This window comes from Streptomyces sp. NPDC059909 (genome assembly GCF_042730885.1).
Lineage (GTDB): Bacteria > Actinomycetota > Actinomycetes > Streptomycetales > Streptomycetaceae > Streptomyces.
This window is the reverse complement of record NZ_JBHWKX010000030.1, coordinates 78,320-95,332: the sequence shown is the minus strand read 5'-3', so window position 1 is coordinate 95,332 and position 17,013 is coordinate 78,320. Positions and strand designations below refer to the sequence as shown.

Genomic DNA, 17,013 nt, shown 5'->3' with positions numbered 1-17,013 from the left:
CGCCCGGTTACATTCCGAACCCGGAAGCTAAGCCTTTCAGCGCCGATGGTACTGCAGGGGGGACCCTGTGGGAGAGTAGGACGCCGCCGAACAATTTTTGGGCCGTGGCCCCTGGATTTCGATCCGGGGGTCACGGCCTTTTTGCGTTCTGGGTAGCGTGGCGTCATGCGCTATGACCTCGTCATTTTCGACAACGACGGAGTGCTCGTCGACAGTGAGCCGATTTCCAACACCATCCTGGCCGCGTATCTGACCGAGCTCGGGTATCCGACGTCGTACGAGGACTCCCTCCGTGACTACATGGGGGCGGCCGTGCACAGGGTGCACGACCTTGTCCTGGAGCGGACCGAGCAGCGGCTGCCCGATGATTTCGACAAGACCCTTCATTCCCGTGTCTTCGCCGCCTTCGAGCGTGAGTTGGAGGCTGTGGAAGGGGTCGTCGAGGTGCTCGGCAAGCTGGTCGCGGACGCGGTTCCGTACTGCGTGGCCTCCTCGGGGAGCCATGAGCGGATCCGGGTCGGGCACCGGAAGACTGGACTGGACGGGTGGTTCCGGGACGAGAACACCTTCAGCGCGCAGGATGTGGGGCGGGGGAAGCCGGCGCCTGATCTGTTCCTGTACGCCGCCGAGCGGATGGGGGTCGCTCCGGAGCGGTGTGTCGTGGTGGAGGACAGCAGGCTCGGGGTGGCGGCGGCTCAGGCGGCCGGGATGGATGTGTACGGGTTCACCGCCATGACGCCGGCCGGGACGCTGTCCGGGTCCAAGGGGTTCTTCGCGGACATGGCGGAGCTGCCGGGATTGCTCGCCTGATCCATCTACCCATGGGTAGTTGAGCGCCTTACGCTGTGCGGCCATGACGGATGCGCGGTTGCGGCACGGTCGGGGCTCGTTGGCGCTGAGCTTCTTTGTGCAGGGGGTGACCTTTGCGCTGCTTGTGACGCGTATCCCTGCCATCCAGGACCGGTACGGGATATCCGACGGGCTGTTGCCCCTGTTCCTGGCGGCCGTGCCGATCCTGGCCGGTGTCGGCAGCGTGGCGACCGAGAAGGTTGTGGCGCGCGTACGGCCGGGAGTCGTCCTGCGGTGGTCGCAGCCCGTCGTGCTGCTGGCGTTGCTGGCCGTGGGGGCTGGCAGTGGACTGTGGCAGGTGGCCGTGGCTCTGGGGGCGTTCGGACTGGCGGTCGGTGCGCTGGACGCGTCCATGAACATGCTCGGGGTGAGTCTCCAGCGGGTTTACGGCCGCAGCATCATGCTCGGTTTCCACGCCACGTACAGCCTGGGCGGGATCGCCGGGGCTTCCCTCGCGTGGGCGGGGGCCCACTGGGATCTGCCGCTCGTGGTCTCGTATTTGCCGGTGGTGGCGGTGCTGTTGCCCGCGGCGCTCATCGGGAGCCGGTGGTACGTGGACGGGGAGCGGGAGAGCCTGGTGCGCCAGGAGCAGGGGGCCCGGGGCGGGAAGGTCGCCTTCGCGGTGCTGCTGCCGCTGTGCCTGGTGATGACGTTCGCGTACATCGGGGATTCGACGGTCTCCAACTGGAGTGCCAAGTACCTCCAGGACGTGCTGGGCAGCTCGGAGGAGCTGGCGACCGTTCCGTACAACGCCTACATGGTGACGACGCTGCTGGGACGGGCCGTCGGGGACCTCGGGGTGCGGCGCTTCGGTGCGGCGGCGGTCGTGCGGTGCGGGACGGTGCTGGCCGCGGGCGGGTTCGCGGTGGTCGCGGTGGCGCCCGGGCCATGGGTGGGGCTGGCCGGGTTCACCCTGCTGGGGCTCGGGCTGTGTGTGATCGTCCCGCAGACGTTCGCGGCGGCGGGGAGGCTGTTCCCGGGCGAGAGCGATGTGGCTGTCGCACGGCTGAACGTCTTCAACTACGTGGGGTTCCTGATCGGGTCGCCGTTGGTCGGGGCGCTCGGGGACACCTGGAACTACCGGGGCGCGATGCTCGTTCCCATGGCGTTGGTGCTGGTGACGTTGGTGTATGCCCGGTCGTTCGCAGCGGAGTCCGACCGATACGGTGGCGTTCATGAGCGGCCGCGCACTGTTGATGTGGGACGAGGCGGTAACGAAGTATGACTTCGGTGCCGGCCATCCGATGGATCCGGTACGGCTTGCGCTGACCATGGGGTTGGTGCGGGCCTACGGACTGGACCGCGCCGTGGATGTGGTGGCGGCGAAGCCCGCTGGGGAGTCGACGCTGCGCCTGGTCCACCGCGAGGACTATGTGGCGGCCGTGCGGGCGGCGTCCCAGAACCCGCGGGCGGCCGACCAGTCGTACGGGCTCGGGACGATGGACGACCCGGCCTTCGCCGGCATGCACGAGGTGTCCGCGCTGATCGCCGGCCAGTCCGTGGGGGCCGCGGAGGCGGTGTGGCGAGGAGACGCCGCGCATGCGGTGAATTTCGCGGGTGGGCTGCATCATGCGATGCCGGGGGCGGCGTCGGGGTTCTGCATCTACAACGACGCGTCGTTGGCCATCGCGCGCCTGCTGGAGCTGGGGGCGGAGCGGGTCGCGTACGTGGATGTCGACGTGCATCACGGCGACGGGGTGCAGACGACCTTCTGGGACGACCCGAGGGTGCTGACGATTTCGCTGCACGAGCATCCGCGGATGCTGTTCCCGGGGACGGGGTGGCCCGAGGAGACGGGCGGCGCCGGGCCGGGGGAGGGCTCGGCCGTGAACGTGGCGCTGCCGGCGGGGACGGGCGACGAGGGGTGGCTGCGGGCGTTTCACGCGGTGGTGCCGGAGCTGCTGGCCGACTTCCGGCCGCAGGTGCTGGTGACGCAACACGGGGCGGACACGCACTTCGAGGATCCGTTGGCCCATCTGGCGGTGTCGCTGGACGCGCAGCGGTTGGTGCAGGAGGCGTGCCACACGCTTGCGCACGAGTGGGTCGAGGGCGGGCGATGGGTCGCGCTCGGCGGGGGCGGGTACGCGGTGGTGGACGTGGTGCCGCGGTCGTGGACGCATCTGGTGGGGATCGCCGGACATGTACCGGTGGACCCGGAGTCGGTGATTCCGTCGTCGTGGCGGGACGAGGTGTACGCGCGGACACGGCAGCTGGGCCCCGGGCGGATGACGGATGGGCGGACTCCGGTGTGGCGCGGGTGGGAGGACGGGTACGACCCGGCGGACCGGCTGGACCAGGCGGTGCTGGCGACGAGGCGGGCGGTGTTCCCGCTGCGCGGGATGCTGGCGTAGGGCCTGTTTCCCACGGCGGCGGCATCCCTCGAAGGGCCAGCCCGTGGAGGGTCGTCCCGCGACCTGGGTGGACCGCCCATGAGCCGACGGTCAGTGTGGAGGGTACTCGCAGTTACGCCAACTGGTCGGATTTGCCGGGGTTTTGGCGCATGAGGCGGAGGCGTGCGGGAGCATCGGGGGGTGCTGAGCAGGGGAGCGTTGCGTGCGCATCTGTTGGCGGCGAGGCTGGCCGGCCCGGTGGCCACGTCGAGGGAGGAGAGCCTGCGGAGCTATCGGCTGTTCGCGGCGCGGGATCCACGGGTGACGCTCGGACTCGATCCCGAATGGGCATGGGGAGAGCGGGATTTGATCGCCCTCATGGCCGACAAGTGCGGGGTTTCGGGCGATCCCGGTCATGTGTCGGGACCGGATGTGATCGATCCCGAAAGGACGATGAGTGGGCTCGATGCCTTCGCCGAGAGGCTGGCCGAGGCGGCGGGGCGGCAGGCCCCGGTGCTGTTCGGGACCGGGCATCCGCATCGGTTGCTCGCGTTCTACGCCGAGCTGGCAGACGCTTTGTCGGCGGCAGGCTGTCCCGTACTCACACCGGCGCAGGGGCGATGTGTCGACATAACGACCCGGTTCGGCGTACGCACGTACAACCTCGACTACGTACGAGGAGTCGCGTTGGTGCGGGAACCCGGCGCCTGGGACGCCGGGCGGGACGCCGGCGCACACACCCACTCGCCCCTCCCGGTCCGGGTCGCTCTGGAAGGGCTGGCCGAGGTCGGCGGGCCGCTGCCCGAGCTGGTCGTCGGGGATCACGGCTGGGTCTGCGGGGCAGGTCAGCTGGGGTTCGATGCCATAGGGCTCGCCGATACGGACGATCCCGCGCTGTTCGTCGGCGAGGCCGAGGGGCGGGTGTCGGTCGCCGTTCCGCTTGATGATGCCGTTCGGTCCGATTACTACCGGCCGCTTACTCGCTATGTACTCAATCGAGCGTGTCTGTCACAGTAAACGGCCGATGGCTGCTCCTCTTCCCCACTCGCACCACCCGCCCCTAGTCTGGTGAGTGAGCGCACAGCGACGAAGAGTCACCGGAGGGGAAGCCGGTGTGCGTCGTGTGCGGAAGGTACAGGTGGGTCATGGCTGCTGGCGAGAGGCCTCTCAACGAGGTCAAGTTCCTGACCGTGGCGGAAGTCGCCTCGGTGATGCGCGTGTCGAAGATGACCGTGTACCGCTTGGTGCACAGTGGTCATCTGCCGGCGATTCGGGTGGGCAGGTCTTTCCGGGTCCCGGAGCAAGCGGTTCACGAGTACCTCCGCGAGTCCTTTGTGGGGGTCGAGTCCGCCTGAGGCACCCCTCGGATTACAGGCTCGGAGCTCGGGCCGGTAGGCTAGGCCGACGTAGGTCGTGTGGGCCCAGACAGCCCCGCACCGAGTGAAGAGAAGTGAGCGAGGGTAGTCGTGGGCTCTGTTATCAAGAAGCGGCGTAAGCGGATGGCCAAGAAGAAGCACCGCAAGCTGCTCAAGCGCACGCGCGTTCAGCGTCGCAACAAGAAGTAAGCGGCGCCTGTCCGCGACATACGCGGCCCTTCCACCAGCATGGTGGGAGGGCCGCGGTGCGTCGTACGGCGTTGGGGGCAATGAGCCGTGAAGACTGTCCTGCGGTCATCACAGCGCAACATCAACCCGCTACGGTGACGCCTAGGGGAGAACCGAACGGAAGGCGCTGATCTTGGGCAAGGTCGTGCTCGTCACCGGTGTGGCCCGGCAGCTCGGGGGCCGCTTCGTACGCCGTATCCAGCGGGACCCCGAGGTGGACCGGGTGGTCGGCGTGGACGCGGTGACTCCCGAGCACCAGCTCGGCGGTGCCGACTTCGTCCGCGCGGACATCCGTCAGCCGGCCATAGCCCGCGTGCTCGCCGAGTACGGCGTCGACACGGTCGTCCATATGGACGTCACGGGTACGCCGCTGGGCTCGGGCGGCAGGACCTCGGTCAAGGAGACCAACGTCATCGGCACCATGCAGCTGCTCGGTGCCTGCCAGAAGTCGCCCACCGTCAGGCGGCTGGTCGTCAAGTCCAGTACGAGCGTGTACGGCTCCGCGCCCCGCGACCCGGCCGTCTTCACGGAGACCACTCCGCCCAAGTCCCTGCCGAGTGGTGGTTTCGCCAAGGACGCGGTGGAGGTAGAGGGGTACGTACGCGGCTTCGCGCGCCGCAGGCCGGACGTGGCGGTGTGCGTCCTGCGCTTCGCGAACATCCTCGGGCCGCGGGCCGACTCCCCGCTCGCCGACTATTTCTCGCTGCCCGTCATGCCGACGGTCTTCGGCTACGACCCGCGGCTGCAGTTCGTCCACGAGGACGATGTCATCGACGTGCTGCGCATCGCTTCCCACGAGCCGCGCCGTGGAACCCTCAACAGCGGTACGTTCAACATCGCGGGTGACGGGGTGCTGCTGCTCTCGCAGTGCTCGCGGAGGCTGGGCCGTCCGACGGTGCCGGTGCTGCTTCCTGCGGTCACCTGGGTGGGTTCCGCGCTGCGTACGGTCGGGGTCACCGACTTCTCCCCGGAACAGATCCGGCTGCTCACCCACGGCCGGGTGGTGAGCACGGTCCAGATGCGCGAGACCCTGGGCTTCACCCCCGCGTACACAACGGCGGAGACCTTCGCGGAGTTCGCGCGGAGCCGCGCGCCGGGGCTGCTGCCGCCGGAGACCGTGGCCAGGGCGGTGGACAAGCTCGCCTCTCTGCCGACTGCGGCGGGCTGCACGAGGAAGACCGCGCACACCACCGCGGACGGCACCGCGGCGGGCACTGCGAACAGCACTCAGAGCGCCGGATAGCACCGGATAAGGAGCGCAAGCAACGATGGCGGACGCCAAGGTCATTCCGTTCGACGACGACCGGTCACGCACGGGCGCGTCGCCACGCCCGGTGCGGCGCCGCCCCGGGACGGGCCGGCGCAAGGGCGCCGCCGAGGCGGTGGCGGTGCGTGAGGTGCCGGTCGGTGCGGTGCCTGGGCAGCCCGACAGGGAGCAGCCGGGCGGATCGGCTGTGGGCGCGGCAGGTGCGGCGGGCGCGGGTACGGCGGGCACGGGAGCCACGCGCGAGACCGGCCCCGTCCGGAACGCCGCGGACGGCGGCCGAGGCGCCGCGGGAGAGCCGCCCGTGGCGGACTCGGACGGATACGGCACCCGGGGTGGCCCGGGCGCCTGGGACCGGCGCCTTGCGGGCGGACTGGCGTTTCTGCGGCGGCGGCTCACCGGGGACTACGAGGTCGACGAGTTCGGCTACGACAAGGAGCTCACCGACCAGGTGCTCATGTCACTCGTACGGCCGCTGTACGAGAAGTACTTCCGGGTCGACGTGAAGGGCATCGAGAACATCCCGTCGGACGGCGGGGCGCTCGTGGTGGCCAACCACTCCGGGACGCTGCCGCTCGACGGGCTGATGATGCAGATCGCGGTGCACGACAAGCACCCGGCGGGCCGGCATCTGCGTCTGCTCGCCGCGGACCTGGTCTTCGTGCTGCCGGTGATAAACGAGCTGGCGCGGAAGGCCGGGCACACGCTGGCGTGCTCCGAGGACGCGGAGCGGCTTCTGCAGCAGGGTGAGGTCGTCGGGGTGATGCCCGAGGGCTTCAAGGGCATCGGAAAGCCCTTCAGCGACCGGTACAAGCTGCAGCGCTTCGGGCGGGGCGGTTTCGTCTCCACGGCGCTGCGGGCGGGCGTACCGATCGTGCCGTGCTCGATTGTCGGGGCGGAGGAGATCTATCCGATGATCGGCAATGCGAAAACGCTGGCGCGGCTGCTGGGGTTCCCGTATTTCCCGATCACGCCGACCTTCCCCTGGCTGGGGCCGCTCGGGGCGGTGCCGCTGCCGACGAAGTGGACGATCCAGTTCGGGGAGCCGATCCCGACGGACGGCTATCCGCCGGAGGCGGCGGAGGATCCGATGCTGATGTTCAACCTGACGGACCAGGTGCGGGAGCAGATCCAGCACACGCTGTACAAGCTGCTCGTGCAGCGCCGGTCGGTCTTCTTCTGACAGCGCCGGTCGGTCGCCGTGCGGGGCGTCTTCTGACGACACACAACGGAGAGGGGTAGGTGGCCCGGCCCGGGCCACCTACCCCTCTCCGTCGTCTGACCGGCCGTACGACCGGCGCACCGGTCCTCTAGCGGTCGTCCTCGGCGTCGATGCCCAGCCCCGGGAGCAGGCCGGGCAGCAGCGGCGGGATCGTCACGTCCGGCACGGGACCTGTCGTGTCGTCGCCGGACGGGGCGGAGGGCGTCGTGCTGTTCAGCGGGGGGTTGAGCAGGCCGCCCGTGTTGCCCCCGAGCAGGCCCTCGTTCTCCGTCGTGCCGGAGCCCGACGGGTGGGGCAGGGTGCCGCCGTCCGACTGGCCCGCGGAGGGCGAGGACGACGACGGGTGGTCCGTACCGTACGAACCGGACGAACCCGGGGAGCTGCCGGGTGACGCCCCGGGTCGCTGCGATCCGCCGCTCTCCTTCTCGGGAGCGCGGGGCAGCAGCGACTGGAGCGGTCCGACTTCCTGGTCTATGGCGTCGAAGACCGAACTCACTTCGTTGCCGACGTCGGTGAGCTGGGCCGGGAGGCGGTCGCGCAGTCCGTTCCAGGCTCCGCGGTGGGAGTTGGCGAACGAGGACAGGGTCGCGATGGGGCCGAGCGAGCCGTCCCGTTCGTACGCCTGGTGGAGGAGCCGGTGGCCTTCCGTGGCGTCGTGGCGCATTCCGGTCAGGGCGCGCCTGACTTCGCCGACGGACTCGTGGTCCAGTTCGCCGGCCCGGGCGCGCTCCATGAGGCGGCGGGCCTCGCTGAGGCGGGTGGAGGCCTGGTCGAGGTAGAGCTCGCCGCGGTCCGCGTCGTCGTCGGCCATGCCGAGCTTGAGGTCCTCCATGCCCCGTTTCAGCCCGTAGAGCGAGTCACCGGGGAGTGCGTCGGAACTCGCGGCGGCCACTCCGCCGAAGGCGCCCGCGGCGACTCCGACGGTGAGGCCGCCGGCCGCGAGGCCCTTGGACCAGCGGGAGCGCGGCCGCAGTTTCCGGAGCGGTGATGCCCGGTGGGCGCCACGGCCGGAGGTGCGCTGCACCGGGACCTTGGGGCCGGCGGACGCACCTCCTTCGGAGGCTGTGCCCTCCAGGAGCATGGCCTCCATGGCAGCAACGAGCTGGGCTCGCTGCACCACCTTGACCTCGGGGTCCAACTGGGGCTTCGGCAGCTTGCCGAGGCCGTTCGCCAGGGCCAACAGCCGCCCTTGCTCGGCCGGTTCGGCCGCATCATCGGGCTGCTCGGCCGCCGTGTCCCGGAGCGTCTGATTCTCCAGGACCTGGGCGAAGGCGTTCGCCCGCCGGTGCGCCGAAACGTTCGCGATCACTGGCGGCACCTCCTCTCGTCATGACGGTCGACTCCCCGGAAGGTCCGGAAGGTTGCACGCCTTGAGCCAATCCACACGATCGAGTGAGTGGCTGCGGGCATGGCGTGACCGCAGGGAGTCTGCATTCCGCACAACGAGCGGCTCGGCAGTTGGGTTACGCGCGAAGGATGATCGGACCAGTGCGTCATCAACCGCTCACGGGTGGTGAGTTGAAGGAACGGGGCAAGCGTGGGGGGCTTGATGTGGGGGGACTGGTTCGTGGGGGGAGTGGGGGAGTGGGGGAGTGGGGGAGTGGGGGAGTGAGGGGTGCGGGGGCGGAGGGTCAGCGGGCGTCGTCCGGGAGGAGCCTGGCCAGGGTGCGGACGGCACGGTACTGCAAGGTCTTGATCGCACCTTCGTTCTTGCCCATCACCCGCGCGGTCTCGGCCACCGACATCCCCTGCAGGAAACGCAGCGTGACGCATTCCTGCTGCTGGGGATTGAGCTTGCGTACGGCCTCGAGCAGCGCGGCGTTCGAGAGCGACTCGAGCACCGAGTCCTCGGGGCTGCGTTCGACCTCATTGGCGTCGAGCATCTCGCCAGTGGTCACTTCCAGTCGGAAGCGGCTCGACTTGAAATGGTCGGCGACCAGATTGCGCGCGATCGTGACCAGCCAGGCGCCGAAGTCGCGCCCCTGCCAGGTGAAGGTGGAGATACGGCGCAGGGCGCGCAGGAAGGTCTCGCTGGTGAGGTCCTCCGCCGTCGCCTTGCCGCCGACGCGGTAGTAGATGTAGCGGTAGACGGTGTCGCTGTACTGGTCGTACAGACGGCCGAATGCTTCGGCCTCGCCGGCCTGGGCGCGCTCGACGAGCTCCATCATGCGGGCGCTGTCGCTGTCGGCGCTGGGGCGGCGGGCGGTGGTCGAGGCGCCGGCACCGCCGCGGCCGCCCCGTCTGCCGACTTCCCGGCCGTCGCCCGATCGCCGCCCCTCGACGACGCCGCTGCGCGCCGACCCCTTGTCGATTCCGCCCGCCAGGGCGTAGCAGGGGCCGGCAGGGCCGAGGGCGGCAGGGCCCGGCGCGGCGAAGGCGGGGACGGCGTACGCGGTGGGGACGAAGCCGCGCAAGTGGTCGAAGACCGTTGCGCGCAGCGTAGCCAGGCCCGAGGCGTCAACCCCGACGTGTGGGTACACGGGACTCCCAGAGGCAGAGCTTCCATCACGTGCAGTACGGGACCGTTCACTCGTCGTGGCGACGTGTGGGGTCCTTAATGCGTCTGAGGAGAATAACGCTTCGTACAGGCAGCGCTACACCCAGTTGCTTAAATCATCGATTCCGTCGCTTCTGTTACGGCAAAGCGGCGGATCAAGTCGCAGGTTGTGATCGGTTATTGATCGGATTACTTCGCGATCTGCTGCGGCGCGTGATGGGTTGTGCTCATGTGCCCGTAACGGGACTGGCGGGGCGTGCGGCCGGGTAGAAAAACCGGAATGCCGCGCGCCGTGCGTCGCAGTCAGCGGCGCACGGTGGTTCGGTGACGCGTTCGCCGGCGGCCCACACGTACGGCGCCGCCGGCGCAGGGGTCAGCGGCGACGGCGGTGCAGGGCGACGGCCGCCGCCGTGCCGCCCGCCAGCGCGCCCACGCCCGCCGCGGCCGGGATGCCGACCTTCGCCGCCTTGCGGCCCGTCCGGTAGTCACGCAGCCGCCAGTCGCGCTCGCGCGCGTGCTTGCGCAGCTTGGTGTCCGGGTTGATCGCGTACGGGTGCCCGACGAGGGACAGCATCGGGATGTCGTTGTGCGAGTCGCTGTAGGCCGCGCAGCGGGACAGGTCCAGGTCCTCGGCCCCCGCGAGAGCCCGTACCGCCTCGGCCTTCGCGGGGCCGTGCAGCGGCTCGCCGACCAGCTTGCCGGTGTAGACGCCGTCGACGGACTCGGCGACCGTGCCGAGCGCGCCGGTCAGGCCGAGCCGGCGGGCGATGATCGTTGCGGTCTCGACCGGCGCGGCGGTGACCAGCCACACCTTCTGGCCCGCGTCGAGGTGGGCCTGGGCCAGGGCGCGCGTACCGGGCCAGATGCGGTCGGCCATGTACTCGTCGTAGATCTCCTCGCCGATCGACATCAGCTCGGAGACGCGGTGGCCCTTGACGATCGACAGGGCGGACTCGCGGACGTCCTGCATGTGGTCCGGGTCCTCGACCCCGGCAAGCCGGAACCACGTCTGCTGCCAGGCGAACCGTGCCAGCTCGCGGCGCTGGAAGAACTTCCGCTTGTACAGGCCCCGGCCGAAGTGGAAGATCGCGGCGCCCTGCATGACCGTGTTGTCGAGGTCGAAGAAGGCTGCGGCGCGGACGTCCCCGACGACGGGGAAGTCCGGCTCCTTGCGCTTGGCGCCGGCGGTCTCCGGGGTCTCGGTCTGCGCGTCCGCCTCGAACTGCTGCGAGGTCTTGCGTGCTGCCTCGGCGGCGGCCTCGCCTGCGAGGACGCTCCGGGCGGTCGCGGAGCGCCTACGGGGGGTGAGCCATCCCAGTGCGGCCATGGCGTGAGCATAGCCAGTCAGTTCGGAACTTCCCGACTCGCGGGGATGCGAAGGCGTGAACTCTGGGCGGCCGGATTGTTAAACCCGACCAGTCGGACGTGCGATCCGAGCCCGGGGCGAGGGGCGGAGAATGGGGTCATGAGTCCTCTGCTGCGGCGCACGAAGAAGAAGGCCGGCGAACGGGTCGTGACCTTGATCGGTAAGCCCGGGTGTCATCTCTGTGACGATGCCCGGGCCGTGATCGAGGAGGTCTGCGCGGAGACCGGCGCCGCGTGGGAGGAGAAGGACATCACTCAGGACGAGGAGCTGCACCGGGAGTACTGGGAGCAGATCCCGGTCGTCCTGGTGGACGGTGAGCAGCACACGTTCTGGCGTGTGGACGCCGGCCGGCTCCGTCGCGAACTGGGGGCCTGACGCGAAAGGCGGTTACCATCGTGGGCGTTTTGTTGGGGTCTCGGGGGCAGGGTCGTGAGGAGCGTGCAGCGTTTTGCTCCCTTTGCGCTTTCTGCGGACAGAGGCGGTCCGCAGTTCCCGAATCCCGTGTTCGAATCGCGTGACCCCGGTCACTTTGCTCGGACAAAGCGGACACCATCTTTGTGCACGCGTTCACAAAGACATAGCCTGCATTCGACGGGGCGGTCCTGCGAAGTACGGCCGCCTGCAGCCTCGCTCATCCCGCAGGAGCACCGTGGCAACTGGCCGAACTCACCGACCGGCGACTCGTAGCCGAGGAATCCCCGAGGCCACGGTCGCTCGGCTTCCGCTGTATCTGCGCGCACTGACCGCACTGTCGGAGCGCTCCGTGCCGACGGTCTCCTCCGAGGAGCTCGCGGCCGCGGCGGGGGTCAACTCCGCGAAGCTGCGGAAGGACTTCTCGTACCTCGGCTCGTACGGGACGCGTGGCGTCGGCTACGACGTCGAGTACCTCGTCTACCAGATCTCCCGTGAGCTCGGCCTCACCCAGGACTGGCCGGTCGTCATCGTCGGTATCGGTAACCTCGGCGCCGCGCTCGCGAACTACGGCGGGTTCGCCTCACGTGGCTTCCGCGTCGCCGCCCTGATCGACGCCGACCCGGCGATGGCCGGGAAGCCGGTCGCGGGCATTCCCGTCCAGCACACGGACGAGCTGGAGAAGATCATCTCGGACAACGGCGTCTCCATCGGGGTCATCGCGACCCCCGCGGGCGCCGCACAGCAGGTGTGCGACCGGCTGGTCGCCGCGGGCGTCACCTCCATCCTCAACTTCGCGCCCACCGTGCTCTCGGTGCCGGACGGCGTCGACGTACGCAAGGTCGACCTGTCGATCGAGCTGCAGATCCTCGCGTTCCACGAGCAGCGCAAGGCCGGTGAGGAGCTGGAGGCGGATGCCGCCGCTTCTGCCGTGGCCCCGGTTCCGCCGGTGGGGTCCGCGACGCCCGCGTCGCACGGAGCCACCGGTTCGGCCCCGGGCCGGAAGGGACCCGACGGGGACGTCCCCGCCGTGATGCCGGCATGAGCCTCCTGGTCGTCGGAATCAGTCATCGCAGCGCCCCGGTCAGCGTGCTGGAGCGGGCCTCGCTGTCCGCGGACACGCAGGTCAAGCTGCTGCACGACACACTCGCCGCGGAACCCGCGGTCGAGGCGTCCGTCCTCGCCACCTGCAACCGCATCGAGCTGTACGCCGACGTCGACAAGTTCCACGCCGGCGTCGCCGAGCTGTCCACCCTGCTCGCCCAGCACAGCGGCGTCGGGCTGGAGGAGCTCACCCCCTATCTGTACGTGCACTACGAGGACCGCGCCGTCCACCATCTCTTCTCGGTGGCCTGCGGTCTCGACTCGATGGTCATCGGCGAGGGGCAGATCCTCGGCCAGATCAAGGACGCGCTCGCGCTCGGCCAGGAGCTGCACACCGCGGGCCGGCTGATGAACGACCTCTTCCAGCAGTCGCTGCGGGTGGGCAAGCGCGCCCACAGCGAGACCGGGATCGACCGGGCCGGGCAGTCGCTCGTCACCTTCGGCCTGGAGCAGCTGGCGTGCGGTGCGCCGGTGGACGAGTGGGCGGCGGGCAAGCGGGCGCTGGTCATCGGCGCCGGTTCGATGTCGTCGCTCGCGGCGGCGACGCTGGCGCGAGCCGGGGTCGCCGAGATCGTCGTCGCCAACCGGACGCAGGAGCGGGCCGAGAGGCTCGTGCAGATCCTGACGGAGCCGGGAGGCACCGGAGTCGCCGCACGGGCCGTGCCCATGGACGCGGCTGCGGACGAACTGACACGAGTCGACGTCGTGGTGTCCTGCACCGGTGCGACGGGGCTCGTGCTGACGGCCGAGGCGGTCGCCGCGGCCCTCGACGAGGCCGTGCCGGGCGACGCGCCGGAGGCGTTCGCCGCCATGGACGCGGTCGACGAGGCCCGCACGGGCACGGTCGCCGCGGAGACGGTCGCGGACGTCGCGGAGGCGGACGCCGAGGTCATCGCGCGGCTCGCCGGGTTCGAGCGGGTCAAGGAGAACCCCGCTCTCCTCGCCGACGGCGAGTGCCCGGTCGGGCTCGACGACAAGGACGACGCCGCAGCCACCGGCACCGCGGCGGCTGCCGCCGGGCTGCCCGCCGACGACATGGGTCTGCACGGCGCCTGGGTGGAGAACGCGGCGGCCGACCGGCGCCCCACCCCGGGCCGGCGTACCGTCCGCGCGCAGAGCGCAGGACCGGTCCGCCTCGCGCTCCTCGACCTCGCCATGCCCCGGGACATCGACGCCGCCGTGCACCGGATTCCCGGCGTCCGTCTCGTGGACATCGAGTCGCTCGCCGGGGCGTCCGCGGACGCCCCGATGGCCGCAGATGTCGACCAGGTGCGCACGATCGTCTCCGACGAGGTCGCCGCCTTCGGAGCCGCGCAGCGCGCCGCGCACATCACGCCGACCGTGGTCGCCCTGCGCGCGATGGCCGCCGACGTGGTGGCCGGCGAGGTCTCGCGCCTGGAGGGCCGGCTGCCGGACCTGGACGACAAGCAGCGCGCGGAGATCACCCAGACCGTGCGGCGTGTCGTCGACAAGCTGCTGCACGCGCCCACCGTGCGGATCAAGCAGCTCGCCGCGGAGCCCGGCGGCGCCGGGTACGCGGACGCGCTGCGCACACTCTTCGACCTCGACCCGGAGACGGTCGCATCCGTCAGCCGGGCCGACCTGAACGACGCCGACGTCAAGAACCGAGGGCGAGTATGACCGAGAGGGCCGAGAAGGCTTTGAGGTTGGGGACCAGGCGCAGCAAGCTCGCCCTGGCCCAGTCCGGGCATGTGGCTGAGGCGGTGACCCGGCTGACCGGGCGTCCCGTCGAGCTCGTCGAGATCACCACGTACGGCGACACCTCCCGCGAGCACCTGGCGCAGATCGGCGGCACGGGTGTGTTCGTCACCGCGCTGCGTGACGCGCTGCTCGCGGGCGAGGTGGACTTCGCGGTGCACTCGCTGAAGGACCTGCCGACCGCGCAGCCCGACGATCTGGTGCTGGCCGCGATTCCGCGCCGTGAGGACCCGCGGGACGTGCTCGTGGCGCGGGACGGGCTGACGCTCGACCAGCTGCCGCACGGTGCCCGGGTCGGCACCGGTTCGCCGCGGCGGATGGCGCAGCTCAACGCGTACGCGCGGTCCCATGGGCTGCAGATCGAGACCGTGCCGATCCGGGGGAACATCGACACCCGGGTCGGATACGTCCGCAGCGGGGAGCTCGACGCCGTGGTGCTTGCCGCGGCCGGGCTGAACCGTATCGGCAGGATCGAGGACGTGACCGACTTCCTGTCGGTCGACGCGGTGCTGCCCGCCCCCGGCCAGGGGGCCCTGGCGGTCGAGTGCCTTTCGGCGAACGCCGAACTCGCCGCCACGCTCGCCGAGCTCGACGACCCGCACACGCGGGCCGCCGTGACCGCCGAGCGATCCCTGCTCGCCGCCTTGGAGGCCGGCTGCAGCGCACCTGTGGGTGCGCTGGCCGACCTGCTGGCCGACGGACAGGTTGTTCATGAGATGCGCCTGCGCGGTGTTGTCGGCACGACCGACGGATCCACGCTGGTGCAGCTGTCCACCACCGGTCCCGTACCCACGTCGCACGACGACGCCGTGGCGCTCGGACGCGAACTCGCGGCCGAGATGCTCGCCAAGGGTGCGGCCGGTCTTATGGGGGAGCGAGCACTTTGAGCCCCACCACCACTGCCACCTCTGCCTCTTCGGCGTTCTCCGCTTCCGGGCACGTCACCTTCCTCGGCGCCGGTCCCGGCGACCCGGGGCTGCTGACGCTGCGCGCCGTGGAGGCGCTGTCGGGCGCGGACGTGCTGATCGCCGAGCCCGAGGTCCTCGAAGTCGTTCGCGGCCATGCGAGGGCGGGCGTGAGCACGCCTGAGCTGACGGTTGTTGACGATGTGTCAACGACCGTCGGTGTCCCCGTGTTGAGGGATGCGGCCAATCTTGTCATGGAGGCTGCGCGGGGCGGCAAGCGGGTCGTCCGTGCGGTGAGCGGTGACCCCGGGCTGGACGGCGACGCCGTCCAGGAGATGCTCGCGTGCGCGGCGGAAGGCATTCCGTTCGAGGTCGTACCGGGTGTCGCGACGGCCGTGGGCGTGCCCGCTTACGCCGGTGTGCCGCTGCGCGACGCGCAGGGGACCGATGTGCGCTTCATCGACGCCCGCACCGCCGGCGACCGCTGCTGGACGGAGGTCGGGGCGTCGGACGGGACCGTCGTCGTCTCGACGTCCCTGGACGCGGTGGCGGCCGCGGCGGGCGAGCTGGTGGCGGCCGGGCGCAAGCCCGACACCCCGCTGACGGTGACCGTAGCCGGTACGACGACGCGTCAGCGGACGTGGACGGCGACGCTCGGGACCATCGCGCAGGTCTTCAAGCAGGCGAAGGTGCTGCCCTCGCCGGAGGGACACCGGCCCGTCATAGCCGTGGTCGGCGAGCGCAGTGCCCCGGCCCAGCGTGACCAGCTTGCCTGGTTCGAGTCCAAGCCGCTGTTCGGCTGGAAGGTCCTCGTACCGCGTACGAAGGAGCAGGCCGCTTCGCTCTCCGACCAGCTTCGTTCGTACGGGGCGGTGCCGCACGAGGTGCCGACGATCGCCGTCGAGCCGCCGCGGACGCCGCAGCAGATGGAGCGTGCGGTCAAGGGGCTCGTGACAGGGCGCTACGAGTGGATCGCCTTCACGTCGGTCAACGCCGTGAAGGCGGTGCGGGAGAAGTTCGAGGAGTACGGGCTCGACGCCCGCGCCTTCGCCGGGATCAAGGTCGCGGCGGTGGGCGAGCAGACCGCGAAGGCCCTGGTCGAGTTCGGCGTCAAGCCCGATCTGGTGCCGAGCGGGGAGCAGTCGGCGGCCGGGCTGCTGGAGGACTGGCCGCCGTACGACCCGGTCTTCGACCCGATCGACCGGGTGTTCCTGCCGCGTGCCGACATCGCCACGGAGACGCTGGTGGCGGGCCTTATCGAGCTCGGGTGGGAGGTCGACGACGTCACGGCGTACCGGACCGTGCGCGCGTCGCCGCCGCCGGCGGACACGCGTGAGGCGATCAAGGGCGGCGGGTTCGACGCGGTGCTGTTCACGTCGTCCTCGACGGTGCGGAACCTGGTGGGCATCGCCGGGAAGCCGCACAACGTGACGGTCATCGCGTGTATCGGCCCTGCGACCGCGAAGACCGCGGAGGAGCACGGCCTGCGCGTGGACGTGCTGTCGCCGGAGCCGTCGGTGCACAAGCTGGCGGAGGCGCTGGCGGAGTTCGGCGCGCGGCGCCGCGAGGCGGCGCTCGAGGCCGGCGACCCGGTCACCCGCCCGAGCGAGCGGCGGCCGGGCGCGCGGAGGCGTCGTACGACGTGATGTGGTGTGGGGGGGGGGGCGAGAACCCCCCCCCAAAGTTATGGGAAACTCTTCTCATTGAGCCACAAGAAAGGGATCTCCAGGGGAGGGAGGGAG

16 protein-coding genes and 1 rRNA gene are annotated in these 17,013 nt (G+C 70.4%); 14 read left to right on the top strand and 3 right to left on the bottom strand.

Translation table 11 applies throughout. The annotated features are described in order from the left end of the window. The 9 genes from rrf to ACFV9O_RS21360 form a co-directional block, all read left to right on the top strand. Nucleotides 1-92: ribosomal RNA gene (gene rrf, locus ACFV9O_RS21400) — 5S ribosomal RNA — on the top strand; the annotation flags it as partial. Nucleotides 93-165: 73 nt separating this feature from the next. Beyond that, the gene (locus tag ACFV9O_RS21395; protein ID WP_385420168.1) at nucleotides 166-810 is read left to right on the top strand and encodes an HAD family hydrolase; all 645 of its coding nucleotides are present in this window, start codon (nucleotides 166-168) and stop codon (nucleotides 808-810) included. A gap of 43 nt (nucleotides 811-853) precedes the next feature. Then, nucleotides 854-2,074, top strand: coding sequence for an MFS transporter (locus ACFV9O_RS21390; RefSeq protein ID WP_385420166.1), 1,221 nt, complete (start codon nucleotides 854-856; stop codon nucleotides 2,072-2,074). Continuing rightward, nucleotides 2,025-3,200 carry an acetoin utilization protein AcuC gene (locus ACFV9O_RS21385; protein ID WP_385420164.1) on the top strand — a complete coding sequence of 392 codons (1,176 nt, stop codon included), beginning with the start codon at nucleotides 2,025-2,027 and terminating at the stop codon, nucleotides 3,198-3,200. Before ACFV9O_RS21390 ends, ACFV9O_RS21385 begins: the two co-directional genes overlap by 50 nt. A gap of 180 nt (nucleotides 3,201-3,380) precedes the next feature. Next, nucleotides 3,381-4,196: a phosphatase gene (locus ACFV9O_RS21380; protein WP_385420162.1), complete on the top strand. Its 816-nt coding sequence runs from the start codon at nucleotides 3,381-3,383 to the stop codon at nucleotides 4,194-4,196. A 128-nt stretch (nucleotides 4,197-4,324) separates the two neighbouring features. Further along, nucleotides 4,325-4,534 (top strand): helix-turn-helix domain-containing protein, encoded by a 210-nt coding sequence (locus ACFV9O_RS21375; RefSeq protein WP_158687078.1) that lies wholly within the window; start codon nucleotides 4,325-4,327, stop codon nucleotides 4,532-4,534. Nucleotides 4,535-4,645: 111 nt separating this feature from the next. Then, complete coding sequence (locus ACFV9O_RS21370) at nucleotides 4,646-4,744, top strand: 30S ribosomal protein bS22 (protein WP_003948845.1); 99 nt, start codon at nucleotides 4,646-4,648, stop codon at nucleotides 4,742-4,744. Between the two features lie 172 nt (nucleotides 4,745-4,916). Continuing rightward, nucleotides 4,917-6,026 carry an NAD-dependent epimerase/dehydratase family protein gene (locus ACFV9O_RS21365; protein WP_385420160.1) on the top strand — a complete coding sequence of 370 codons (1,110 nt, stop codon included), beginning with the start codon at nucleotides 4,917-4,919 and terminating at the stop codon, nucleotides 6,024-6,026. Nucleotides 6,027-6,051: 25 nt separating this feature from the next. Continuing rightward, complete coding sequence (locus tag ACFV9O_RS21360; RefSeq protein ID WP_385420158.1) at nucleotides 6,052-7,230, top strand: lysophospholipid acyltransferase family protein; 1,179 nt, start codon at nucleotides 6,052-6,054, stop codon at nucleotides 7,228-7,230. A 127-nt stretch (nucleotides 7,231-7,357) separates the two neighbouring features. Here the strand turns inward: ACFV9O_RS21360 and ACFV9O_RS21355 are convergent, their stop codons facing one another. The 3 genes from ACFV9O_RS21355 to ACFV9O_RS21345 all read right to left on the bottom strand — a co-directional run bounded on the left by ACFV9O_RS21355 (nucleotide 7,358) and on the right by ACFV9O_RS21345 (nucleotide 11,093). Next, on the bottom strand, nucleotides 7,358-8,578 hold the full coding sequence (locus ACFV9O_RS21355) for a DUF5667 domain-containing protein (protein ID WP_385420157.1): 1,221 nt from the start codon (nucleotides 8,576-8,578) through the stop codon (nucleotides 7,358-7,360). A 322-nt stretch (nucleotides 8,579-8,900) separates the two neighbouring features. Beyond that, nucleotides 8,901-9,749 carry an ECF subfamily RNA polymerase sigma factor, BldN family gene (locus ACFV9O_RS21350; RefSeq protein WP_385420155.1) on the bottom strand — a complete coding sequence of 283 codons (849 nt, stop codon included), beginning with the start codon at nucleotides 9,747-9,749 and terminating at the stop codon, nucleotides 8,901-8,903. 390 nt (nucleotides 9,750-10,139) lie between these two features. Continuing rightward, the gene (locus ACFV9O_RS21345) at nucleotides 10,140-11,093 is read right to left on the bottom strand and encodes an HAD family hydrolase (protein WP_385420153.1); all 954 of its coding nucleotides are present in this window, start codon (nucleotides 11,091-11,093) and stop codon (nucleotides 10,140-10,142) included. A gap of 138 nt (nucleotides 11,094-11,231) precedes the next feature. Between ACFV9O_RS21345 and ACFV9O_RS21340 the strand changes: the two genes are divergently transcribed. The 5 genes from ACFV9O_RS21340 (at nucleotide 11,232) to ACFV9O_RS21320 (ending at nucleotide 16,917) form a co-directional block, all read left to right on the top strand. Then, nucleotides 11,232-11,507 (top strand): glutaredoxin family protein, encoded by a 276-nt coding sequence (locus tag ACFV9O_RS21340; RefSeq protein WP_385420151.1) that lies wholly within the window; start codon nucleotides 11,232-11,234, stop codon nucleotides 11,505-11,507. Between the two features lie 274 nt (nucleotides 11,508-11,781). Further along, nucleotides 11,782-12,588, top strand: coding sequence for a redox-sensing transcriptional repressor Rex (locus ACFV9O_RS21335; protein WP_385420150.1), 807 nt, complete (start codon nucleotides 11,782-11,784; stop codon nucleotides 12,586-12,588). After that, nucleotides 12,585-14,288, top strand: coding sequence for a glutamyl-tRNA reductase (locus tag ACFV9O_RS21330; protein WP_385420148.1), 1,704 nt, complete (start codon nucleotides 12,585-12,587; stop codon nucleotides 14,286-14,288). The genes ACFV9O_RS21335 and ACFV9O_RS21330 overlap by 4 nt, the downstream gene beginning before the upstream one ends. Then, on the top strand, nucleotides 14,285-15,253 hold the full coding sequence (hemC, locus tag ACFV9O_RS21325; RefSeq protein ID WP_385420146.1) for a hydroxymethylbilane synthase: 969 nt from the start codon (nucleotides 14,285-14,287) through the stop codon (nucleotides 15,251-15,253). Before ACFV9O_RS21330 ends, hemC begins: the two co-directional genes overlap by 4 nt. Then, nucleotides 15,250-16,917, top strand: a complete 1,668-nt coding sequence (locus ACFV9O_RS21320) for a uroporphyrinogen-III synthase (protein WP_385420144.1) — start codon at nucleotides 15,250-15,252, stop codon at nucleotides 16,915-16,917. Before hemC ends, ACFV9O_RS21320 begins: the two co-directional genes overlap by 4 nt. Nucleotides 16,918-17,013 lie beyond the last annotated feature (96 nt).